General features: G+C 60.9%; 17 protein-coding genes. 10 read left to right on the top strand and 7 right to left on the bottom strand.

Annotated elements, in window-relative coordinates:
* Positions 1-292: 292 nt before the first annotated feature.
* From HPY64_13825 to HPY64_13780, 10 genes are all read left to right on the top strand, one after another.
* Positions 293-1024 carry a response regulator transcription factor gene (locus HPY64_13825; GenBank protein NPV68214.1) on the top strand — a complete coding sequence of 244 codons (732 nt, stop codon included), beginning with the start codon at positions 293-295 and terminating at the stop codon, positions 1022-1024.
* Positions 1025-1063: 39 nt separating this feature from the next.
* Positions 1064-2155 carry a sensor histidine kinase gene (locus HPY64_13820; GenBank protein NPV68213.1) on the top strand — a complete coding sequence of 364 codons (1092 nt, stop codon included), beginning with the start codon at positions 1064-1066 and terminating at the stop codon, positions 2153-2155.
* A 159-nt stretch (positions 2156-2314) separates the two neighbouring features.
* Positions 2315-3475, top strand: a complete 1161-nt coding sequence (gene cpaB, locus HPY64_13815) for a Flp pilus assembly protein CpaB (GenBank protein ID NPV68212.1) — start codon at positions 2315-2317, stop codon at positions 3473-3475.
* A gap of 52 nt (positions 3476-3527) precedes the next feature.
* Positions 3528-4844, top strand: a complete 1317-nt coding sequence (locus tag HPY64_13810) for a response regulator (protein NPV68211.1) — start codon at positions 3528-3530, stop codon at positions 4842-4844.
* Between the two features lie 224 nt (positions 4845-5068).
* Positions 5069-6322, top strand: coding sequence for a CpaF family protein (locus HPY64_13805; GenBank protein ID NPV68210.1), 1254 nt, complete (start codon positions 5069-5071; stop codon positions 6320-6322).
* 126 nt (positions 6323-6448) lie between these two features.
* Positions 6449-7423 (top strand): secretion system protein, encoded by a 975-nt coding sequence (locus tag HPY64_13800; GenBank protein ID NPV68209.1) that lies wholly within the window; start codon positions 6449-6451, stop codon positions 7421-7423.
* A 113-nt stretch (positions 7424-7536) separates the two neighbouring features.
* A complete protein-coding gene (locus HPY64_13795; GenBank protein ID NPV68208.1) occupies positions 7537-8469 on the top strand; it encodes a type II secretion system F family protein in 933 nt (310 codons plus the stop codon).
* Between the two features lie 23 nt (positions 8470-8492).
* Complete coding sequence (locus HPY64_13790) at positions 8493-9212, top strand: ComF family protein (protein NPV68207.1); 720 nt, start codon at positions 8493-8495, stop codon at positions 9210-9212.
* A gap of 55 nt (positions 9213-9267) precedes the next feature.
* Entirely contained in the window at positions 9268-9849 is a 582-nt protein-coding gene (gene raiA / locus HPY64_13785) for a ribosome-associated translation inhibitor RaiA (protein ID NPV68206.1), read from the top strand.
* 126 nt (positions 9850-9975) lie between these two features.
* Complete coding sequence (locus HPY64_13780; protein NPV68205.1) at positions 9976-11106, top strand: hypothetical protein; 1131 nt, start codon at positions 9976-9978, stop codon at positions 11104-11106.
* Between the two features lie 11 nt (positions 11107-11117).
* Here HPY64_13780 and HPY64_13775 read toward each other — a convergent pair whose 3' ends face one another.
* The 7 genes from HPY64_13775 to lon form a co-directional block, all read right to left on the bottom strand.
* A complete protein-coding gene (locus tag HPY64_13775) occupies positions 11118-11879 on the bottom strand; it encodes a glycosyltransferase family 2 protein (GenBank protein ID NPV68204.1) in 762 nt (253 codons plus the stop codon).
* Complete coding sequence (locus HPY64_13770) at positions 11876-12814, bottom strand: glycosyltransferase family 2 protein (GenBank protein NPV68203.1); 939 nt, start codon at positions 12812-12814, stop codon at positions 11876-11878. Before HPY64_13770 ends, HPY64_13775 begins: the two co-directional genes overlap by 4 nt.
* 2 nt (positions 12815-12816) lie before the next feature.
* Complete coding sequence (locus tag HPY64_13765) at positions 12817-13821, bottom strand: PhnD/SsuA/transferrin family substrate-binding protein (protein ID NPV68202.1); 1005 nt, start codon at positions 13819-13821, stop codon at positions 12817-12819.
* A gap of 107 nt (positions 13822-13928) precedes the next feature.
* Positions 13929-15308 (bottom strand): hypothetical protein, encoded by a 1380-nt coding sequence (locus HPY64_13760; protein NPV68201.1) that lies wholly within the window; start codon positions 15306-15308, stop codon positions 13929-13931.
* An 82-nt stretch (positions 15309-15390) separates the two neighbouring features.
* The gene (locus HPY64_13755; GenBank protein NPV68200.1) at positions 15391-16959 is read right to left on the bottom strand and encodes a hypothetical protein; all 1569 of its coding nucleotides are present in this window, start codon (positions 16957-16959) and stop codon (positions 15391-15393) included.
* 49 nt (positions 16960-17008) lie between these two features.
* Entirely contained in the window at positions 17009-18418 is a 1410-nt protein-coding gene (locus tag HPY64_13750) for a transcriptional regulator (protein ID NPV68199.1), read from the bottom strand.
* 6 nt (positions 18419-18424) lie between these two features.
* Complete coding sequence (gene lon / locus HPY64_13745; GenBank protein ID NPV68198.1) at positions 18425-20860, bottom strand: endopeptidase La; 2436 nt, start codon at positions 20858-20860, stop codon at positions 18425-18427.
* Between the last annotated feature and the right edge of the window lie 21 nt (positions 20861-20881).

The following is a 20881-nucleotide window of genomic DNA, read 5'->3' as shown; positions in this document are numbered from 1 at the left end:
CCACCCGTGGATCGGGCAGGTCCCGAAAACTGATGAGTAAGCTGATCGGGTTTTCGTCTGACATAGTGCCTCCTGGTTAGAGGCATCCTATTATTCCCTATCAGCACTTTTGATGCGATTGCCCTGACACCCCCCGCTAAATGTTTGTAAGGGGCTGCGAAGGTGATGTATGATTGAACTGGCAGTCCCTGCTACCACAACAGGATATAAAGCCCGGCACCACGGCGGTCTGTGGTATACTGCACCAGGTAAGGGTGCCCGACACCCGCGCAGCCTCCTTGAGGAAGATCCGATGGCGATGCAGAATCCGGAAGACGACCTGGACAGAATCACGGTACTGATTGTTGACGACCACCCCCTTTTCCGTGAAGGGCTGTCCAAAGTATTTTCGCTGGAAGATGATATTGAGGTTATTGGCGAAAAAGCAGACGGCGAAAAGGCGCTCCAGTTGGTGCGCCAGCTGAAGCCTAACGTGCTGGTCATTGACATCAACATCCCTTCTATGAATGGTCTGCAGGTCACCCGCCAGCTCAAGGCCGAGCGGATCAATTGCGCCGTCATCATGCTGACCGCGTACCACGATCAGGAGCAGGTGCTCCACGCGATGCGTGCCGGGGCGTCAGCTTACTACTCAAAAGATGTGGAGCCTGCCCGCCTGGTGGAAGTTGTCCGGCAGGTCGTCCAGGGATTCTACGTCATCGGCGACCAGCTCTTCGATGAACCCAACCTGCGCGCCTGGCTGGACGCCGGCGTTGAAGCCGCGACCGGCCCGTACATAGTTGACCCCGGCGAGCATTTTGTGCCGCTCAGCCCGCGCGAAATGGAGATTCTGCAGTTTGTCACGCGGGGCATGAGCAACAAGCAGATCGCGCTGGCGCTGGGTATCAGCCATCAGACGGTCAAGAACCACATGACCGCCATCCTCAAGAAGCTGGACGTTGAAGATCGTACTCAGGCAGCAGTGTATGCGCTGCGCCGCGGCTGGGTGCGTATGCAGGACACCTTGTCCGAAACTGACGATTGAGCGAGTCTGCTCTGCAGGCGCTGTGGGCGGAAGAGGGCCATGTCTGAACTGACTTCTGAATCTCCCCGTGAACAACTGCTGTCAACGCTGCATGATGAATTCAACCGCATCAACAACCAGCTCAAAGAGCTGGACGCGCTCATTCAGCAAACACACAACGAAGTCGAGCGTTTGCAGCAAAAGAATGCCATGGTCACCAACCGGCTGCACCAGATCGAAGCCAATTTCGATAGCGTGCCGCGCCCGGATATCCGCGTCGCCTACACCGAAGCGATCGATACACGCAGTCGTCTGTTGACCATGCGGGGCAACCTGGAAAAGCTGCAGAGCGACCAGAACCAGTACCGCCAGATGGCGGACATCGTCTCCAGGGTACTGGCGGAAGTCGAAGGTCTGGCCCCTTCAGCCTTTCAGAGCAACACCGCCGCCGTTGAAATGTCACCGGCTGCGGTGAACATCATCCGCATCATTGAGGCGCAGGAAAACGAGCGCAAGCGTCTGGCCCGACAAATGCACGATGGCCCGGCACAATCCCTGACCAATTTCATCCTGCAGGCCGAAATCTGCCAGCGCCTTTTTGACCGCGATCCTGACCGGGCGGCGGAAGAATTGAATAACCTCAAGGCAGTCGCCAGCAGTACCTTTCAGAAGGTCCGCGAGTTTATCTTCGATCTGCGCCCGATGATGCTGGATGACCTGGGCCTGATCCCGACCCTCCGCCGCTATGTCGACAACTACAACGAAAAGAGCGGCATCCGCACCACCTTGCATATTCTGGGCGATGAACGCCGCCTAGAGCAACACCGCGAAGTCATCCTGTTCCGCTCCATCCAGGAGCTTTTGTCCAATGCCCGCGAGCATTCCCATGCCACCCAGGTGACTATCACGCTGGATATGGGCATGGACTTTGTTTCCGCCATCGTCGAGGATAACGGCCAGGGCTTCAACCCGGATACCGTCCTGAGCGGCGAAGACACTACTGTGCCAGAAAGCAAGGCAGCCAGCCTGAAGACCCTGCGGGAGCGGGTAGAGTTGATCGGGGGGGCCATGCGCCTTGAAAGCGAAGAAGGCCGCGGCAGCAAGATCACCGTCCGCATTCCCGCCGGTAATCCGGTGCTCCCGGCCTCATAATCTGGGTTGGTTGGCCACACCGGGAATCCACTCCATTACGTGTTCGAAAACAGGGCTGATTGCCGGCATTGCCGGGGATCAGTAGGACTATCAGCCCGTTTGACATTTACTTCTGAACGAATACACTAAGTGCAGTACCTATCAGGAGTGGAGGGTCCTATGCGCGGACGTGGCCGCTTATTACTTCTGTTAGTTCTGATCATCCTCCTGGGCGTGGTCGCCGTCGTGCTGTTGCTCCCTCGCTTTTCCGGGGTTCCTACCACGCCGAGCGCAGGCGAGGCTGAGCGCCAGGTAGAAGTTATCCCGACAGCCACGCCAATCCCCTTCGTCGAAATTGTCATTGCCGTCCAGGAACTCCCGCGCGGTATCCGTATCCCGGCAGAAAACGCTGTGGAACTCCGGCGCTGGCCGGCGGAAGCCGCCCCGTTCAACGCCCTGCAGAGTCTGGATGACGTGATCGGCAAGATCGCCCGCACCGATATTCCACGCGAATCGCCTGTGCTCTCGACCATGCTGGTGGATAACCTGCGCGAACTGGCGGAGCGTGGCCGGGTGGGGTCTGACGCCGCCGCCATCATGCCGCCGGGTCTGGTCGCCGTCTCCGTCCCGATGGACCGCCTGACCGGCGTGGCCTATGCCATCCGCGAAGGCGATTATGTGGACGTCATTCTGTCAATGCTGTTCGTGGATGTCGACGAAGAGTTCCAGTCGTTGTTCCCCAACAACAACTTCCTGGTAACCTTCGATGAAGCGGGCAATATCGCTATCGGGCAGGGCGTGCCTGGCCGCCTTGATGTCGGCATCGGCGGTGCGCCGGTTATTGTCAGCCCGTCCGAACAGCAGCGTCCGCGCCTGGTCACCCAGCGCACGATCCAGAGCGCCTGGGTGCTACGTGTCGGGGACTTCCCCATCGAAGGCAACTACATCGGCGCTACCCCCACCCCGCTGCCCACCCCGACCGCCGTGCCGGCGGAAGGCGCTGAAGCGCAGGCCGCTGAACGTCCGCCTTCAGTCCCCACCCCCAAGCCGCCGCCGGATATCATCACCCTGGCCGTTTCGCCACAGGATGCCGTTGTGCTGGTGTGGGCGATCGATTCCCGTATCCCGATCACCCTGGCTCTCCGGTCGGCAACCGATATCTCCCAGGTGCCCACCCAGGCGGTTTCGCTGGAGTACATCATGAGCAACTACAACATCAGCGCGCCTAACCGCCTGCCCTACGCCCTGGAGCCGGCCCTGCGCAGCATCCGCCAGCTGATCGCTTTCCAGGAAATCCGTCTGCGGGAGGATACCACCACAACCACATCGACAACCGAGTAACAACCATGGCCTGAGCAGTTCGTAACCGGACGGGATGTACAGGATATAAGCTATGACTGGCAGTGGCCCTGAAGCGAAAATCCGCGTGCTCATCGTGGACGATAACGCTGAGACCCGCGAGCAAATCAAGAAGCTGTTGATGTTCGAGCCGGACATCGAGGTGGTTGGCACCGCCGGCACAGGGCTTGAGGCGCTGGAACTGGCCCAGGAAACTCAGCCCAACATCATCCTGATGGACATCAACATGCCCGATATGGACGGTATCTCAGCCACAGAGAAGATCGCCACAGCGGTGCCTACCGCCGCTGTGGTGATGCTCTCCGTCCAAAGCGAGTCGGACTACCTTCGTAAGGCCATGCTGGCCGGAGCCCAGTACTTCCTGACCAAGCCCGTTTCGGGAGATGAGCTTTACAGCACACTGCGCAGTGTCTACCAGCGCAAGAAGACGATGATTGCCACGCTGCCGGTCATGCCCGCCGTAGGGGGTGAACGCGTCGCTACGGCGGGCAAGGGCCTGCGGGTTGGCGATAAGCGTCTTGGCTATATCGTGGTCGTCTACAGCCCCAAAGGCGGCGCCGGTTGCACGATGATCGCCACCAATCTGGCGGCAGGGTTGATGCGGGAAGACACCAAGGTTCTGATCGTGGACGCCAAAGCACATTTTGGCGATGTCGGCGTCTTCCTGAATCTGAAATCCCCCACGACTATCGCTGATCTGTGCGACAGCGTGGAGGATATGGATATGGAACTGGTCGAGCATGTGCTGGTCACCCATGACAGCGGTCTGCGCGTACTGCTTGCTCCGGAACCTGACCCGGGTGCGCTGGCGCATCCCCCCCAGGGAGAAGCCGTCAGGCAGGTCATCGCCAAGATCGCTGATTCCTACGACTTTATCATTGTCGACACCGGTTCCGCAGTCGACGAGATCAATGCCGAACTGTTTGACCTGGCGGCTCGCATCCTGCTCGTCTGCCCCCCTACCCTGACCGGTGTTCGCAGCGTACGCGCTATCCTGCGCCTGTTTGATGAACTCAACTTCCCGCCGGAAAAACTGCTGCTGGTAGTCAACCAGGTGCAGCGGGATCGTGGGCGTAGCAGCCGCGTTACCATCGACACTGAACTGATCGAGAAAAACCTGAAGATGAAAGCCCTGGCGGAAATCCCCCAGGAGGAACGGATTGTCTTGCACGCCATCAACCGCGGCGTCCCGGTGATTGCTATCAGCAAGGAGCGCGATCGCTCGCCAATCAAGGAGTTGCTGGAACTGGCCGAAGCGGTGCGCCTGAATCTGCTTGGCAAGAACGAAGTCGAACAGGATACAGTGCAAGCTAAGCAGTCAAGCGGCTTCAGCCTCTTTCGCCGTCATTAACGCCAAAGTCAACCCGGTACAATTTGGGTAGTTAGGCACAATGGGAGGGCAAGGTGTCTCTGTTACGTCGAATTGAAAAGAGTAGTCAGAGTGGCGGAACCGGCGGCAAAGGCGCCGGAAGTGAGGGCGGAGGAACCACAGACGAACAGTCGCGGCTGGCTGCTCAACTCCGCGTCCGCCAGCGCCCGGCCCCAACCGGTGCTGCGGCGGTCCGCGAGAGTTACATGGACATCAAGACCAGGGTCCAAAACAAGCTGCTCGCGGAACTCGACCCGTCCATGGACATGACTCGCCAGGGGGAAATCCACGCCACCATGGAGGAATTGTTCCAGACCATCCTGGCGGAGGAAAATATCGTTCTCAGCCGGGCTGAACGCCAGCGGCTCTTTGACCAGATCAAAGCCGAAATCCTGGGGCTTGGGCCACTGGAGCCATTGCTGGCAGACGAGACCATCACCGAGATCATGGTCAACGGCCCCAAGAACATCTACATCGAACGCGAAGGCAAGATCTACCACACCAACGCGACCTTTGAGAGCGAAGAGCATGTCCTGCGCATCCTGGAACGGATTGTCGCGCCGCTTGGCCGTCGTATTGATGAAAGCCAGCCGTACGTTGACGCCCGTCTGATGGATGGCTCCCGCGTCAACGCCGTGATCCGTCCCATCTCGCTCATCGGCCCGACCATCACCATCCGAAAGTTTGCCAAGCAGCCGCTGACGGTTGATGACCTGATCCGCTTTGGGACGGTCACCCAGCAGATTATCGACTTCCTGCGTGCCTGTGTCATCGCTCGTCTGAACATCATCGTCAGCGGGGGTACTGGCTCCGGCAAGACCACCCTGCTCAATGTGCTCTCCGGCTTCATTCCCAACGACGAACGGATCATCACGATAGAGAATGCCGCTGAACTACAGTTGCGCCAGGACCACGTCGTCACGCTGGAAAGCCGCCCGCCCAATATCGAAGGCAAGGGCGAGATCACCATCCGGGACCTGGTGGTGAATAGCCTGCGTATGCGGCCTGACCGGATCATCGTCGGGGAGTGCCGTTCTGGCGAAGCCCTGGACATGCTGCAGGCCATGAACACCGGCCATGACGGTTCGCTGACTACCCTGCACTCCAATAGCCCGCGTGATACGCTGGCCCGTCTGGAGGTGATGTGCCTGATGGCTGGCATGGATTTGCCGGTGCGCGCTATCCGCGAGCAGATCGCCTCTGCGGTCAACCTGATCTGCCATGAGGAACGCGTGCGCGACGGTAGCCGCAAGATCGTCAAGATCACCGAAATCCAGGGGATGGAAGGCGACGTGATCGTGATGTCGGACATCTTTGAGTTTGAGCAGACCGGCATCGAAGCTGGCAAGATCATCGGTCGTATTCGCCCGACCGGTCTGCGCCCGAAGTTCATCGACCGCATCGAAGCCGTCGGGATTCACCTGCCGCCTTCGGTGTTTGGCGTCGGCCAGCGTTACTAGGAGCCAGGCCTGTCTCGCCAGGGCACTCCAGAACCTGCCCAGGCCTGTGCTATAATGAGTCAAACTGACATCGTGGCCTGTTGGGTAGTGGCCTGCCAGCAAACAGGTGACTAGGAAAGCAAAGCCATGTTTGACAATCCTTTGCTCATTGCGGCCATTGCCGGTGGACTGGCAATCGTCATCCTGATCGCAGCGGTTTTCAGCATCCGCGCCCAGCGCCAGGCTGAGCTTGACGCGCGCATGAAGCGCTTCACCGAAGGTCTGGAAGAAACTGCGGCTGCTGCGGAAGCTAAACCGGCCGTTGAAGAACCCAGCCAGCTCACCCGCGCCATCGACCGCCTGCTGACTCAGCGTGAGTTTGGCAAGAACTGGCGAATCGCCCTTTCCAAGGCGGATCTCAAGATCACGGTCGCCGAGTACCTGGCCATCCACATTATCTCCACCATCGCCTTCTTTGCTGTAGCGACCCTGTTGTGGGGGCTGGTGCTTGGGATTGTCGGCGGTGTGGTTGGCTTCTTCGCTCCGCGCATTTACGTTGCCCGCAAGCAACGCTCACGCCTGATCCGCTTTGAGGAACAACTGCCAGATACCATCGGCCTGTGGGTAAACGGTCTGCGTTCCGGCTACAGCGTCCTCCAGGCCATGGAAGCCATTGCCAAGGAATCGCCAGAGCCAACCGCGACCGAATTCCGGCGTGTGGTACAGGAAGTCCAGCTGGGCATCTCGATGGAGGATGCGCTGGATCACATGCTCAAGCGGTTGGACAGCGAAGACCTTGACCTGATTGTCACGGCGGTCAATATTCAGCGTGAAGTAGGTGGCAACCTGGCGGAAATCCTGGATGTCATCGGTCACACCATCCGCGAGCGCATCAAGCTCAAAGGCGAGATTCGCGTCCTGACGTCCCAGGGGCGCTATACGGGCTGGTTCATCAGCGGCCTGCCGATCGTACTGTCGCTCTTCCTGATGGTGATCAATCCGAATTACATGGGTGGTCTCTTTGAGAACCGGATGTGCGGTTGGCCGCTGATCGGCATTGGTCTCGGCCTGATCGGGATGGGCACCGCCGCCATCCAGCGCATTGTGGACATTCAGTACTGAGTATGCTTGCACACAGGCAAGGGGCCCCTCCAGGCTCCTTGCCCCGCCATTCCGTAGCGGTTTCGTGGAAAACCTGTGAGCAACAGCGGGACACAGACAGGGGAGCAAGGCTTATGGAGCAGCTAATTGGCATCGGGGCGCTGATCCTGCTGGGCCTGTTCATCGTCGGCGGTCTGATCTACTACGGCATGCGCGAAGATGATTCCGATCCGTTGCAGGATCGGCTGGCTGAAATCGGCGATCGCACGTTGCCACAATCCCTGGAGGAAATTGAGCTTTCGCTGCCTTTTCAGGATCGCATCCTGCGGCCCGTATTCCGGAAACTTGCAGACCTCATCGTACGGTTCACGCCAGACCGCCAGATCAACGACGCGCGGCGCCAGCTAGAGCTTGCCGGTTACCCCAACAATCTGGATGCCGCTTCCTACCTGGGCCTGCGCCTGGTAGCGACCATTCTCTTTACGGCACTTGCGGTCGTGGTCTTTGTCATTGCCGCGCCACAGCCTAACCAGCTGCTGTATGTGATCGGTGGCGCACTGGTTGGGTACTTCCTGCCTGCGCTCTGGCTCAAAGGCCAGATCAGCCGCCGCCAGGAGATGATCACCAGAAAACTCCCGGACGCCCTGGACCTCCTGACCATCTGTGTGGAAGCCGGCCTGGGCTTTGACTCGGCAATGGCGAAGGTTTACGAAAAGTGGGATGACCCGCTGGCAAGAGCCTTCGGGCGCGTGCTGCAGGAAATTGGCCTGGGTAAGCTCCGGCGCGAAGCCCTGCGCGACATGGCTAACAGTATGGATGTCCCCGACGTGACCAGTTTTGTAGCCGCCATTGTCCAGGCTGAGCAACTGGGTGTGAGCATGGCCCGCATTCTGCGTGTGCAATCCGACCAGATGCGTGTCAAGCGCCGCCAGCGCGCTCAGGAAAAGGCGCAGCAGGCGCCGGTGAAGATGATGTTCCCGCTGGTTCTGTTGATCTTCCCTTCGATCTGGATCGTCCTGCTTGGGCCATCGCTGATTATCCTGCTGGAAACCAATATCCCGTTCTAGCTCTCCATAGACTGGACTGCGCTGTGCAACAGCCTGGTGCAGCACAGACCCACCAGGGAGTATCCGCCTTCACCAACGGGTGGATGCTCCTCAAACAGCATATCCTCCTTCCGGCGCTCGACCTGGTCTTCCCGCCAGCGTGTGTGGGTTGCGGTCGGGTGGGAACCCAGATGTGCCCCGAATGCCAGGCAACCCTGACCCGCGAGCCGATTATCCAGCAGGACCCGCTGCCCCCTTTACTGGCGGTAGGCGCGCTGGGCGCTTTTGATGGAGTCGTTCAGGCGGCGGTCCACGCGCTGAAGTACGACCATATCACGGCTCTGGCAGATCTTCTGGGCGAGCTACTGGCGGAGCTTATTCGCTGGGACGGCTGGCCGCAGGCCATCATCGTGCCTGTCCCGCTTCACCCCAGCCGACTGCAACAGCGCGGCTTTAACCAGGCGGCGCTGTTGGGCCGGGCCATCGCCTGTGAACTGAACTGGCCTTACGACGAACACCTGCTCCGCCGCGTGCGGCAGACGGCCAGCCAGGTGGGCCTTGGCTACCATGACCGGCAGGTCAATGTCCGGGACGCTTTTTCAGTGGAACATCCCGATCGGGTTCAGGGAGCCAGCTTCCTGCTGGTAGATGATGTGTATACTACCGGCGCTACCCTGCATGAATGCGCAGTATGCCTGGCCGAACAGGGGGCAAGTGCTGTTCGCGCCGTCGTTGTTGGGCGAGCCGGCTTTGCCGGCGGCTGAAATCGCGCCAGATGTTCAGTGAGGTTCTTCGACGTTTCCGCGAAAGGAGCAAACCATGGAGGTCCAGATCACAGCGAGGAATGTGGAGATCAGCCCACGTCTGCGCGAGCACGTCGAGAAAAAAGTCAGCAAGTTGGATCGCTATTTGCCCAACATCATTGATGCGCGGGTTGATCTGACTGCCGAACGCCAGAAAAAAGGAGGGGAACGGGCCGTTGCCCAGCTTACCGTGCGCGACCGGCGTGGCACTATCCTGCGCGTAGAAGACAAGAGTCAGGCCGACCTGTTCGCGGCTGTTGACGTGGCGCTTGACAAGATGTACCGGCGCATCCGCACATACAAGGGCAAGCGCCGCCGCCGGAGCGGGGAACGCTTCGCAGAGCTTGAACCCGAACTGGCCGCCGCCGAGCCAGTGCCAGGCGAAACCAGCGCCGACTATGACGAGGACGAAAAAGCTGTGATCGTCCGCCACAAGGTGATCAACGTCACCCCGATGACGGAGGAGGAAGCGGTCGAACAGATGGAGTTGCTGGGCCACGATTTCTTTGTCTTCCTCAACCAGGAGACAGATGAGATCAATGTCGCCTACCTGCGGGAAGACGGTAACTATGGCATCCTGCAACCCCGGATCCCCTGAATATCCGGCGTGAGAAAAAAACGTACCGGCAGCTTCATGCCTGCCCGGCAGTAAAACCTTGACCTGAACAAACCGGGGATTGCCGGCGGCAGTCCCCGGTTTACTGCGCCACAGAGGAGACGAACTATGGCCGGGGAAATCATTGGCGCTGTCATCATGATCGGAAGGGGCGGCCACACCCCCCAGGAGATGCTTGTCGCTGCTGCCCAGCGCGCCTGCACCCTCGACCTGATCGGCGCTTTGCAGCGTCAGGGCATCGACCGCATCATCCTGGCCACGCCATGCGCAGACTGGTTGCCCGCCGGGCTGACTATCACGGTCGATCGCGATCCACCCGGCGGTTTCGTCTTTGGGCGCCGCCTGGCCGAGGTTATCCAGCGCCACGCCCTGTCCCGGGTACTCTACTTCGGGGGTGGGAGCACCCCGCTGCTCGATGGGCCTGTGCTGAGTCAGATCATAGCGATGCTGGATCGCCCGCCCGCCGCCACAGCGAACACGCCAGATCGAATCGTCCTGACCAACAACCTGCATTCCAGCGATTGGCTGGCGCTCACCGGCGCTCAAGATGCGCTGCCAATCATCCGCCGGGCCGAGCGCGACAACAGCCTGGCCTGGCTGCTCAACCACAGCGGCACTTACGATGTGCATGTTCTCGCCAGGAAACGACCGGCTGCCGGGATGGACCTGGACACGCCTGCCGATCTGGCTATCATCGCCCGGCATCCAGGCATCCAGCCCCATCTGGCAGCCGCGGTGCGCCACCCCCTGCTGGACTCCCTGCCGGTGCAGCAGATCGCCCGGATCGCCGCCACGCCGGAGAGCCACCTGACCCTGATCGGGCGTGTTTCACCGCAGGCCTGGCAGGCGCTCAACCGGGCCACCCAGTGCTGGGTCCGCGTGTTTGCGGAAGAACGGGGCATGGTTGCCAGCGGGAGACTGGCTCGTGGAGAAGTCCGCTCCTTGATCGGTGAACTGATCCGCCTGCAAGGCCCGCAGACCTTTTTCAAGACGCTGGCCAGCATGACCCAGGCAGCGATCATCGACAGCCGTCCCCTGATGGCGGCCTGTAGCCACTGGCCGGATGACGCAGACCGCTTTGCCTCCGATCTGTTCCTGGTCGATAGCATCAAAGATGGCTGGTTGCGCGATTTTACCGCCGCCGCCAGGGAAGCACCCATCCCTGTCCTGCTGGGAGGTCATGGCGTGGTCGCCGGCAGCCTGTACGCCCTGGCGGAGATCATCGAGCGAGCAGGATAAAACAAGCGCATTCAGCGTATCTGGCGCCAGCGGGCGGCCAGTTTGCGGTACTTCAACCACTCATACCAGGCCATCAACAGGCTCAACCACAGGCCATGCAGGCCATCGCGATAGCCCTGGAGCGTAAAGAAGCGCCAGCGAAACTGCCGCAGAGGCTGCAGGATGAAGTTATGTGGGCGAGGCCGCAGGCCTTCCTCAAACAGGATGCCGGCGTCTATCTCCGCGTAGCGGCGCTGTTTGGCGATGAAATGCGCCAGATCGCGGTAATTGTAATGAATCAGCGGCTGCTGTAACGTGCCGCGCGGGCCATCCAGCAGGACAACCTCATGCACCGGTCGGGCCGGGTCGTAGCGTGCTCGACCGCGGCGCAACAGGCGCGTCTGGTAATCCGGATACCAGCCTGTATGCCGGGTCAGGCGTCCAAAGATATAGTTGAATCGTGGGATGCCATAACCATCGGCCTGGCCAGTCTCAATAGTCGCCCTGATCTCGGCGGCCAGTTCCGGGGGAACACGCTCATCAACATCAACAAAGAGTACCCAGTTGCTCTCCACTGCCTCCAGCGCTGCATTGCGGTGACGGGCATAGTCGTCAAACGGGCGGCGGATCGCCCGCGCCCCGGCGTTCTCAGCCACCCGAACAACCTCGTCAGCGACGGGACTGTTGGCGTCCACGAACACCAGCACGTCATCGGCAAAGCGCACCGTTTCGATGCACGGCTGGAGATGATCCAGCTCATTGTGGCAGAGGATGATCGCCGCCAGGGTGGTCATAGTGCTGCTATTGCCCGGTACGCTTCAGCCAACGCTACACGCTGTGCTGCATCCAGCGCCCGGTCCTGCGCCAGCTGGCGTAGCCTGCGGCTCATCCCCAGCCGCACCACAGCCCGGATCGCCGCAACCTTCAGGGGGGAATAGTGCTTGCGGTACAGTTGAAAGCGGCTGCGCCACAGATTCAGGTAGCTTTGCGGTCGCACCTGAGAGGTGCTGCGCCCCTCCAGATGAATGACCTGCGCCCCGGGTACACAGAGCACCTGCCAGCCCGCCCGCTGGATGCGCATGGCCCAGTCGATTTCCTCACAGTACATAAAGAACTGCTCGTCAAACATCCCCACCTGCTGAATCACCTCACAGCGTAACATCATCGTCGCGCCCAGAACAAAATCCACCCGGAACGGCTCCCCTCGTTCGTACAGTTGGCGCGGATAGCGACCGTTTAGCCGGGTGTTATATAACCGCGGCGGCAATGGCAGCAGGTCAAAGGCTGTCTGCAGCACGCCGGGGAAGGCGAAAGCACTGTGCTGGAAGCTGCCATCGCCATAAGTCAGGCGCGCGCCAACCAGACCGTGAGTTGGCGCGGCAAACAACGCCTCATAGAGCGTGCGAATGGCGCGATCTTGCACCAGCGTGTCCGGATTCAACAGGAATACCGCCTCCGGCAGATCCGCAGTAGCCGTCTGTCCGAAGCCCAGCATCCGCAGCGCCAGATTATTCCCGGCGGCAAAACCCAGGTTTTCTGTGCTGGCAATCACCTGCACATCCGGGAAGCGTGCACGAATCGCCTCCACGGTGCCATCCGTGGAGGCGTTGTCTACCACCCAGATCTGCCCTTCCGGGCCGTTCCGCGCCAGGTCTTCCCTGGCTGTGCGCACTGCTTCCAAAGCCAGATCGCGCACGTTCCAGGTCACAATGATGATAGCGACCGTCACGCTCACTCTCCCAGGGCCACAAAATCCAGACCTGACGCCTGGGTAAATCGCCGGAAGGCGGCGAAACTTTCCGCCGTCACGCGCTCCAGACTATCCTGCTGCAGGATACCGGCCAGGGCATCCGCCCGGCTGGCATCCGCCGCGATTTGCAGAAAGACGTCGCTTAGCGGGATACGGATGTGCAACGGCACAGTGGGCGGATAAACCAGAACATTGTACGGGATGAGCGGAGACTCGCTCACCGACACCACGCGATCCGCCAGGCCTTCTAGCGCCCGTACAGCTTCGCCTGCCCCGCTGCGCAGGTAACCGGAAGGCACCACCCCGCCCTGGCAGTCACCATTGTAGAGACTGGTCACGACAGTGTCATAGTTCTCGACATCGACAATGGCTTCCAGGTCGCTCACCGGATTGATACCCGCAGCACGGAGAATCATCTCCGCTGCCAGCCAGGCGGCATCTTCGTCTGTGGCCCGGCAAACCCGTCTCCCGGCCAGACGCGCCAGATCGTCAGCGCTGACCTCATCCCCAGCGAATTCAGCCGACAGCAACATTTCCACCTGAAAACCGGCACGCCGGCTGCGCACCACCTGCAGCGCCGGGTCCGCGCATCCCGCCGCTTCCGCCGCCACCAGCGCAAAGCCGTCCAGCCAGCCAGCAACAGGTGTCGCGCTGCAGAGCTGAGCTACAATCTGGCCGTAACTATCTGCAAGCTGAATTTCCACCCGCAGACCGGTCAGTTCCGCAATCAGGGCTTCCAGGGAATCTGCCGCCGGAACCGCCTCCCGACGCGCTCCCTGCGGTACCATCAGCACAGTAAGCGGTCGTTCCTCAGAAGCAAGCGGCACCGCTGTAGGCACTTCTGGCAGCGGCGTGGATCGCGGCGTTGCTGTCGCTGTTGGGAGGGGCGTAGGCGTAGGTGTGCCACCCCCACAGGCGGCGCTCAACAGACCCACCACTGCAACGACCAGCATTCCTGCCCACAAAGATGGTGCGCGGCGTTTCATGGACTCGATCCTTCAGTGAGTACCGATACGCTGGAGGTTATGGTACAGCCAAACCCCGCACCCGGCAAACCGGCGTGGCGCTCCGAAGAGCCACCCGGCTGCCTGGCCTAACGCTGTGGCCCCGGTTGAATCTCTACCCAGCGACGATCTACATTCGACTGAACCACCGCCACATCCTCATGAATCAGCCCGATCCAGCAGGGCTGTGGGTTGCGCTGCGGCAGAATCTCGGTCAGCCGCACGCCGCCCCAGACTACAGCCTGTTTGCCAGGCGGCAGGTAGTAGTAGGTCTCCCCGCCTTCTTCCACCACCTGCAGATCTTCTGGCGAACCAATCGCCCAGCGCCAGGGGTAGCTGCTCTTGACTGTGTCGCACTCCAACCCGATCCGCCAGACGCCAGACTGGTCATACCAGCCAATACCACTGGCCCGTTGATCCTGCTGGTAGACGGTCCCTGGCGGCGGTCCGCTGGTCCGCAGACCAACCGAACCATCATTGGTTACCGTCAGACGAAACACCAGCATATCCCCCTGCAGCACCACCTCGCTCTCCGTGATGATCGATTCGACGCCCTGCGGCACCGGGATCAGTTCGCCGGGCGCATCGGCATCGGTGTAATAAGCATCGCGGTATGGCATCGTGTCATAGAATACGGTGGTGCCGGTTGGTTGCGGGTAGATTGCCCCGATCGGCGTACCGCTATCTGCGATCGTCAGGCTGCCGGTGCGCCGCACACGTTGCCCGACGGCGTCCTCCGCCTCCACAACAACGATATACTCGCCATCCGGCGGCGGTTCCTCCCCGGCGTCGATGCCCCCATCATAGTCGAATTCATGCATCCCGGCTTTGCCAAAAGTCAGTCCTTCGCTGCGCTCGGTGATGTACTGGCGCTGTCCTTCCGCATTCACCAGATACATGGTCAGGGTAGCGTCTTTCTCCACATACACGTAGATCGTCACCCGGTCGTCCAGACCATCCTGATTGGGGGTAAAACGCGCTGGCGACAGCGAGAACCCGGAAATATCCGGCAGGCGCGAATCAGCGCCCTCGATGGTCAGGGTTCCGCTGGCAGACATCTCCTCGCCGTTCTCCGCTGTCGCGGTCAACGTCCAGGTATACTGCCCATCAGGCATCAGCCGGGTCTCAATCTCACTCCGAACCATCTCCCCCGGCAGCACATAGCCATCCACAAGGCCGCCAAACAGCACGCTGTACTCGCCAGCAATACGCGCCTGGCGTTCCCGGAAGACAAAACAGTTACCCGCCGTATCCGTGAAATCGAGCGTGATGGTGGCCGGTCGGGCAAGTGTATAACGAAAAGTGGTCAGGTCTTTGTCGCCATCAGCATTCGGTGAGATGCGAACGTCATCAAACCCTGCAGCAACAATCAGGGGCAGCGGCGGCCTGAGCACCAGCGCACCCAGGACGAGCGTTATCGCCAGCGCCACCAGGGCTACAATCACCGTCAACAGACGCGGAATTCGCATAGCACAGACTCCTTCAGCAAAACGCCGGGAGTGTAACGCACAGGCGCCGCCAGCAGCAAATCGCCAGGGGGCGCCCCGGCTGCTAGGGCGCTGCGGACCCGCCAACCCAGCCCAGAATACGAATCTGCCCGCGCAGATCAGCGGAGTGATTGACCGAACTGAAGCCGTTAGCGTTGGCGATATACAGGTCAAGCCGCCCGTCAATACGCGGGTTGATGCCTGAGTAAGCAATCCAGTTGCCGTCCGGCGAGAAGACCGGATCACAAACGGTCGGCGGGGGATTGGTGCTGGAAATCGGCTCCAGGTTCTCGGTCATGACAACCAGGCCATAAGGGCACTGGCCGCGCCGGCCAGCAAAGGCTACCCGTGTACCGTTCGGCGACCAGCTGGCAGTCAGAGCAAAGCGAGCAAAGTTGTACCGATCGGTGCTGGCGATTAACTGGCCGCTGGCATCCATGACGGCGATGTCGGTCACATCTGCCGCCCGCTGGAAGATCACCCGCTCGCCATCCGCCCGCCAGCTTTCCGCCAGGTAGTAACCGGCGCCTTCCCGTCCCGGCAGGCTGATCTGTCGGACTTCGCCGCTGACCAGATCGGCCTGCCATAGCAGGCGAAAGTCGTCACCTCGCACGGGATTACCGGTGACAAAGCCAATTGTCCCGGTGTTGATCCAGTACGGCGGCTCGCTGACCAGTTGATTCCCCAGCTGGCGCACCTGCCCGGAAGCCAGTTCAACGACATACAGATGACCGCCGGTGGGGCCGCCTGGCCGCTCTTCAAAACAGCCGTCGCCGGGCTGCCAGCTGGGGCACTCTGCCCGGTCGGAGACAAACGCCAGGTAGCGCCCATCCGGAGACCACGCCGGCCACAGATCGTACCCGCCGCTGGGAGCGACAACCTGTAGATCAGTCCCATCGGCGTTCATCAGGTAGATGTCCACATCATATTCGTTGGCGGCTGCCAGAGCGATCTGCGTCCCATCCGGCGACCAGCGCGGCGGATTAAAGAACCCGCGCTGATTGAAGTCAGTTAACTGCAACACCCGCGAACTGACGCCAATGGTCAGATCGAAGACGTACAGACCATTGCGTTCAGGGGTTTCTGTTGTGCTCAGCAGATAGGCAACTCGCTCGCCCGTTGGCGCCCAGTAGACCCGCTCATCGGTACTGGAGGGCAGATTCAGGACAGGCACCCGCTGGCCAGTGCGCGGATTCACCAGGTAAAGCGTCTGGACATTCGTCTCCGGCTGCGGGGTACGCGGATCGCCGACGCCATCCCGATCGTTGATGTTCACAAACGCCACCCACGGTTCGGTCAGCGCCTGGCCCAGCGGCTGCGGCACTTCGTTCATCGTCCAGTGATCCCCGGCGAAGGCCAGCGTCGGCCAGGGCGTGGCCGTCGGCAATGGTGTATCGCTCGGCGTGGGTGTGATCGTCGGTGTGCGCGTGGTAGTGAGCGTCAGCGTTGGGGTAGGAGTGAGCGTCGCCGTGGGCGTGTTGCTTGGTGTGACCGTCGGCGTCGGCGTTACGGTTGGCGTTGGGGTGGGCGTGGGCGTCGGCGCTGCACACGCCGCCAGAAACAGCGCCGCCAGGCTGATCAGCGCCAGGCGCAGGCAAAACTCAGCAGACAGGGTATGTCGTCGTGACTCCAATGGCCCTTACCTTTTCGCTTGAATCGGGTGAAACATCACCGAAAGGTATTCATTTCTTCAGAACGTAGTAGGAGCCGCGTTTTTCGCCCATCTTAACCAGAATGCCTTTGCTCACCAGATCGGCGAAATCGCGGCGCAGCGTCTCAGCATGAACATCCGGACAGAGTTCCTGCAGATCCTTGTTGGTGATACGGGGATGGCCCTGATTGATCAGAAAATCAAGGGCGTATTCCTGGCGCGGGTTGATTTCTTCGCCGCGGAACTGCCCGCCGAAGCCGGGGCGCGGCGCAGCAGGTGGCGCTTTCTCAACTGCCCTGTTGCGCAGGGTCACCCGCACCCCACCCGCGGTTTCCTCAAACAGCGGCGCCGGCAGATTCTGGGCCTTCATCAGGGCAATGACCCGGTCAATGCCGTACCCCAGACGCTCGATAAACCCCATATCCGCCAGCACCTGTACCAGCACGGGATTGCGGGAGAATCGCTCTTCGGCGATGTTCTCTACCGTCACCGGGCCGGGCAAGCCACCGGGGCTGGTGACTTCCATGCGGTCAGCAAAGAGGTACAGCCGCACGCCATCCCCCCGGATGCTATAGTCGCGGTGGGCCACCGCGTTCACAATCACCTCACGAGCCGCTTCCAGCGGGTATTCATACTGCTCGTCACGGGCCATTGTCGCGCCCATCTGCACCTGCTTGCGTAGATGATCCGCCAGGAAAGTCTGGGCACGGCGAAGCTGGGCCGGCAACGTGCCGCCAATATCCTGCCGGATAAAAGTATCGCTCATCTCAACGCCGGCGAAACGCGCCGCCGTGATCTCCGATCCCCGGATGATCTCCTGAGGCGCCCGACCAAAGAGCAGAATCCCGGCATTCGTCGGGCGATACCGGCCATCTTCACCCCTGGCCAGACAGCCCCGCTTGAGCAGAACTTCCTCCGGAGACAATCCGCTGAGGCTCTTCAGCCCTTCCACATACGCCCGCACCTGCTCCCAGTCCAGATCGTCCTGCGTCACGCCCGGCGGCACCATCTCCTCGAAGCTGACATCGCCGCGTTCAATGAGCATCTGCCGCAGGGCGCGTGCATCCAGCGGGACATTGCGGGCCTCCCGGCGGGCCAGAAAACGGCCATCATATGCATAAACATGGGGCAGGCCACGCGGAACGTTCACCGCGACCAGGGTACGCTCGCCAGCAATTACCTTTTCCGCCAAGGGGATGATCAGGGGCGGCGTGATGTCGAGCGTCGCCTGCAACACGCGTTCGATCGTCGCTTCGGCATCAGCAACGCCTGTCAGCGCACCGGTAGCCGGATCAAGGCCCAGCAGCAACGTGCCGCCCTGGCTATTGGCCAGCGCTGCCAGAATCGGCGCGATATCCTGCACCGGCGCATCCCCTGGCAGCCAGTCGACCTCTGCCCGGCGACCGCCATCGATCAGGCTCTGTAGCTCCCCCGTATCCATAAGCCGCTACGTCTCTGTAGCCTCAGTCTCTTCGTCCTCGGCCTCGCCCCTGGTCTGCTCTCCCGAGTCTACCGCAGGGAGCAACACCTGCTCAAGTATGGTGTCAATGTGATCAACCGGCACGACCTGCATGTCTTTCAATACACGCTTTGGCAATTCTTCCAGATCAGGCTTGTTCTTGGCTGGGAGGAAGAATTGCTTGATGCCCACCCGGTGAGCGGCCAGGAGCTTCTCCTTGATCCCACCCACCGGCAGCACCCTGCCACGCAGGGTAATCTCGCCGGTCATGGCCACTTCCCGGCGCACTGGCCGCCGTGTTAGCGCCGAGATCAGGGCAACAGTCATGGTCACACCGGCGGATGGCCCATCTTTGGGTATAGCTCCCTCCGGGACATGGATGTGAATATCGGTCTCTTCGAAACGTTCGACGTCAATTCCCAGTGACGCTGCCCGCGATCGGGCGTAGGTCAACGCAGCCTGGGCAGACTCGCGCATCACCTCGCCGAGCTGGCCGGTGAGCTGCAGGTCACCCTTGCCGGGCATCAGGGCCGCCTCGACGACCATGATATCGCCGCCAGCCTCCGTCCAGGCGACACCGGTAGCCACCCCGATCTCATCCTGCTCTTCAGCCAGGATGTGCATAAAACGTACCGGCCCCAGGTAGCGCTGTAGCATGGACGGACGCACCCGACGCGGGTAACGTTTACCCTCCGCCACCCGCCGGGCAATCTTGCGGCAGATGTTGGCGATCTCGCGGTTCAGGTTGCGTACCCCCGCTTCAAATGTGTAGTCGCGGATGATCGCCCTGAGCGTAGCGTCGTCGATCTGAATACCGAGGTCCCGCAAGCCGTGCGCCTCCAGTTGCTTGGGAATCAGGAACTGGCGGGCAATCGCCAGCTTGTCTTCCTCGGTGTAGCCGGAGAACTCGATGACCTCCAGCCGGTCGAGCAATGCCGGAGGCAGCGGGTCCAGATAGTTGGCCGTGGTGATAAACATCACCCGCGATAGATCGTACGGCACTTCCAGATAGTGGTCGCTGTAAGCGTTGTTCTGCTCCGGGTCGAGTACTTCCAGCAGGGCTGCAGCGGGGTCGCCACGGAAGTCCTGTCCTAGCTTGTCGATCTCATCGAGCATGAACACCGGGTTGATCGTCCGTACCCGGCGCATGGTCTGGATGATCCGTCCGGGCATCGCCCCGATGTAAGTACGGCGATGGCCGCGGATTTCCGCCTCGTCGCGCACACCACCCAGACTAACCCGCACAAATTCGCGCCCCAGCGCCTCAGCGATGCTCTGCCCCAGGGAAGTCTTGCCCGTGCCGGGCGGCCCGACAAAGCACAGGATCGGGCTTTTCACCGTCGACGGTGCAATCTTGCGTACCGCGATGTGCTCCAGCACACGCTCTTTAGCCTTGGGCAGGCCGTAGTGCGCGCTATCCAGTACCCGCGCAGCATGGGCCAGATCGAGATTATCTTCGCTGGTCGCTTGCCAGGGCAGGCTGATCAGCCAGTCCAGGTACGTCCGGATCACACCAACTTCCGGCGCCATGGGCGATAGCATGCTCAGCCGGCTAAGTTCCTTGTACGCTTTGTCCGCAATCTCATCCGGCATCTGGGCGGCGGCGATCTGTTCCTGCAATTCGTTCAGTTCCTGCTGGAACACATCCATCTCGCCCAGTTCGCTCTGGATGACGCGCATCTGCTCCCGCAGGAAGACCTCGCGTTGCCCGCGATCCATCTCCTGCTGCACCTGGGACTGGATTTCGTCCTCTAGTTGCAACACGTCCAGTTCCCGCCCCAGGTACATCCCTACCTTGCGCAGCCGTTCGGCAGGATCAAGCAACTCCAGGATCGTCTGTCGCTCCGCCAGCGACAGATTGAGCGTCGAAGCGATGGCGTCGGCCAGCCAGCCGGGGTCTTCAATGTTGAGCGCATAAATGTACGCCTCTTCCGGGATGTTGTGGTTGAGGTTGACACAGCGCTCAAACAGAGCCAGCACAGCGCGCATATGGGCCTGGGTCTGCCGGGGGATTGGAGCGGATCGCTCCTCCACGATTGGCCGCGCCCGGACCCGGATATAGGGTTGAGTCGTCAGGAATTCGACGATCTCCACCCGGCGGCGACCCTGCCCCAGCACGCTCACCGTGCCGTCCGGCATGCGCATCACCCGCCCCATGGCCATCTCCGTACCCATTCGATACAGGTCGTCGGGCATCGGATTCGGCACATTCACATCCCGCTGGGCCACCCCGATCACGGTGCGCCCCTCAGCCTGGGCGGCCTGAATCGCCAGCAGAGAAGACTCCCGCCCAACAAAGAGCGGGGTAACCATGTTGGGATAAACGACCAGATCGCGCAGCGGGATAAGCGGCGCCTCAATCAGCCCATCGGCGTCCAGTTCCGCGTTGCGTATATCATAGAAGTCGTTTTCCCCATAACCCATGATGAACATAGCAGCCCGAAT

This window comes from Anaerolineae bacterium (assembly GCA_013178165.1).
GTDB lineage: Bacteria > Chloroflexota > Anaerolineae > Aggregatilineales > Ch27 > Ch27.
The sequence above is the reverse complement of the archived record's forward strand: the minus strand, read 5'-3'. Positions and strand labels throughout refer to the sequence as shown.

What these genes read in the sequence shown, in the direction of transcription:
- HPY64_13805 (NPV68210.1), top strand. Translation starts at nt 5,069, where the DNA reads ATGGACATCAAGACCAGGGTCCAAAACAAGCTGCTCGCGGAACTCGAC.
- HPY64_13795 (NPV68208.1), top strand. Translation starts at nt 7,537, where the DNA reads ATGGAGCAGCTAATTGGCATCGGGGCGCTGATCCTGCTGGGCCTGTTC.
- raiA (NPV68206.1), top strand. Translation starts at nt 9,268, where the DNA reads ATGGAGGTCCAGATCACAGCGAGGAATGTGGAGATCAGCCCACGTCTG.
- lon (NPV68198.1), bottom strand. Translation starts at nt 20,860, where the DNA reads ATGGGTTATGGGGAAAACGACTTCTATGATATACGCAACGCGGAACTG.
- HPY64_13800 (NPV68209.1), top strand. Translation starts at nt 6,449, where the DNA reads ATGTTTGACAATCCTTTGCTCATTGCGGCCATTGCCGGTGGACTGGCA.
- cpaB (NPV68212.1), top strand. Translation starts at nt 2,315, where the DNA reads ATGCGCGGACGTGGCCGCTTATTACTTCTGTTAGTTCTGATCATCCTC.
- HPY64_13810 (NPV68211.1), top strand. Translation starts at nt 3,528, where the DNA reads ATGACTGGCAGTGGCCCTGAAGCGAAAATCCGCGTGCTCATCGTGGAC.
- HPY64_13760 (NPV68201.1), bottom strand. Translation starts at nt 15,308, where the DNA reads ATGCGAATTCCGCGTCTGTTGACGGTGATTGTAGCCCTGGTGGCGCTG.
- HPY64_13775 (NPV68204.1), bottom strand. Translation starts at nt 11,879, where the DNA reads ATGACCACCCTGGCGGCGATCATCCTCTGCCACAATGAGCTGGATCAT.
- HPY64_13780 (NPV68205.1), top strand. Translation starts at nt 9,976, where the DNA reads ATGGCCGGGGAAATCATTGGCGCTGTCATCATGATCGGAAGGGGCGGC.
- HPY64_13765 (NPV68202.1), bottom strand. Translation starts at nt 13,821, where the DNA reads ATGAAACGCCGCGCACCATCTTTGTGGGCAGGAATGCTGGTCGTTGCA.
- HPY64_13750 (NPV68199.1), bottom strand. Translation starts at nt 18,418, where the DNA reads ATGGATACGGGGGAGCTACAGAGCCTGATCGATGGCGGTCGCCGGGCA.
- HPY64_13820 (NPV68213.1), top strand. Translation starts at nt 1,064, where the DNA reads ATGTCTGAACTGACTTCTGAATCTCCCCGTGAACAACTGCTGTCAACG.
- HPY64_13825 (NPV68214.1), top strand. Translation starts at nt 293, where the DNA reads ATGGCGATGCAGAATCCGGAAGACGACCTGGACAGAATCACGGTACTG.